The sequence below is a fragment of the Synechococcus sp. R6-10 genome, from assembly GCF_047461815.1.
Lineage (GTDB): Bacteria > Cyanobacteriota > Cyanobacteriia > Thermostichales > Thermostichaceae > Thermostichus.
This window is the reverse complement of the sequence record NZ_JANSHW010000222.1, coordinates 1-1,184: the sequence shown is the minus strand read 5'-3', so window position 1 is coordinate 1,184 and position 1,184 is coordinate 1. Positions and strand designations below refer to the sequence as shown.

At 56.8% G+C, this 1,184-nt stretch carries 3 protein-coding genes; 2 read left to right on the top strand and 1 reads right to left on the bottom strand.

All coding sequences use genetic code 11. From position 1 onward, the window contains the following. A partial coding sequence (locus NW837_RS07055) for an AAA family ATPase (RefSeq protein ID WP_414330192.1) occupies positions 1-474 on the top strand: 474 nt, incomplete at its 5' end. 124 nt (positions 475-598) lie between these two features. Next, positions 599-949, top strand: a complete 351-nt coding sequence (locus NW837_RS07050; protein WP_011433295.1) for a DUF1257 domain-containing protein — start codon at positions 599-601, stop codon at positions 947-949. Between the two features lie 123 nt (positions 950-1,072). Here NW837_RS07050 and pgk read toward each other — a convergent pair. Then, positions 1,073-1,184, bottom strand: a 112-nt coding sequence (pgk, locus tag NW837_RS07045) for a phosphoglycerate kinase (RefSeq protein WP_414330194.1), incomplete at its 5' end; no start/stop codon positions are given.

Below are 1,184 nucleotides of genomic sequence, written 5' to 3'. Positions count from 1 at the left end.
TCCAGCCGCATCTTTGGATCTTTCCTAACCTGGATGCAGGAGAAGCGCTCGCCGGTCTTTGTCATGGCCACCGCCAACCGTGTGGACCGTCTGCCGGGCGAATTCTTGCGCAAGGGCCGTTTTGACGAAATCTTCTTCGTGGACTTGCCCAACATCAACGAGCGCATCGAGATCTTTCGGATCCACCTGCAGAAGCGGCGGCGCGATATCAGCCGCTTTAACCTGCGCCAGCTAGCTGCCGCCTGTGAAGGCTTCTCCGGCGCAGAGATCGAACAAGTTTTGATTGCTGCCATGTACGAAGCGTTTGCCCAGAACCGTGAGTTTACCCAGCTGGACATTCTGGCAGCAACGAAAGCAACTCAACCGCTATCTCGCACCATGACGGAGCAAGTGGTAGCGTTGAGGGAATGGGCCCAGCAGCGGGCTCGGCCTGCAGCGGCCTCTGTAGCCGAGTACCAGCGGCTGGAGTTCTAGGAGGAGGTGAGGATCCAAAGCTACCTTGACAGAAGCAGGGACGGCAGCGCCCAAACCTTCCCCAAAGAACAGTGCCCATTGTTTGTGTCGATGTTCCAACCCCTATACAAAGGAGAGAAACACCATGTCTCATTTTAGCACCCTGCGTACCAAAATCACTGACGGTCAAGTCCTGATCAACTCTCTGCGCGATCTCGGCTACACCGTTAAGCTGAACGCCGACGTGCGTGGCTACAACGGCCAGCGTGTTCGCGCTGACATCGTGGCTCAGTTGGAAGGCGACTACGACCTGGGCTGGTCGAAGAATCCCGACGGTTCCTACGACCTGATCGCCGATCTGTGGGGCGTGGCCAAGAAGCACAACCAAACCGAGTTGATCAACTCCATCAACCAAAAGTACGCCGTCAACAAGACCTTGGCCGAGGTGAAGCGTCCTGGCCTGAACAACGCCAACGTTAAAGTGGTGGTGCACTAAGCCGGATCCTGTCTCGCCATCGCTGCAGCGATCTACACCGACTAAAGTTAGTAGGGGCTGAATCCAGCCCCTACTTTTTGGCTTGGTTTTTGGATTGGAGGGGCTGCGACCCGAAGGAGGAACCTACGCTTCTGTGAGAGCGGCAATGCCGGGCAGCACCTTCCCTTCCAATAGCTCCAGGCTGGCTCCGCCACCGGTGGAGATATGGGTCATTTTGTCGGCCAGGCCCACTTTT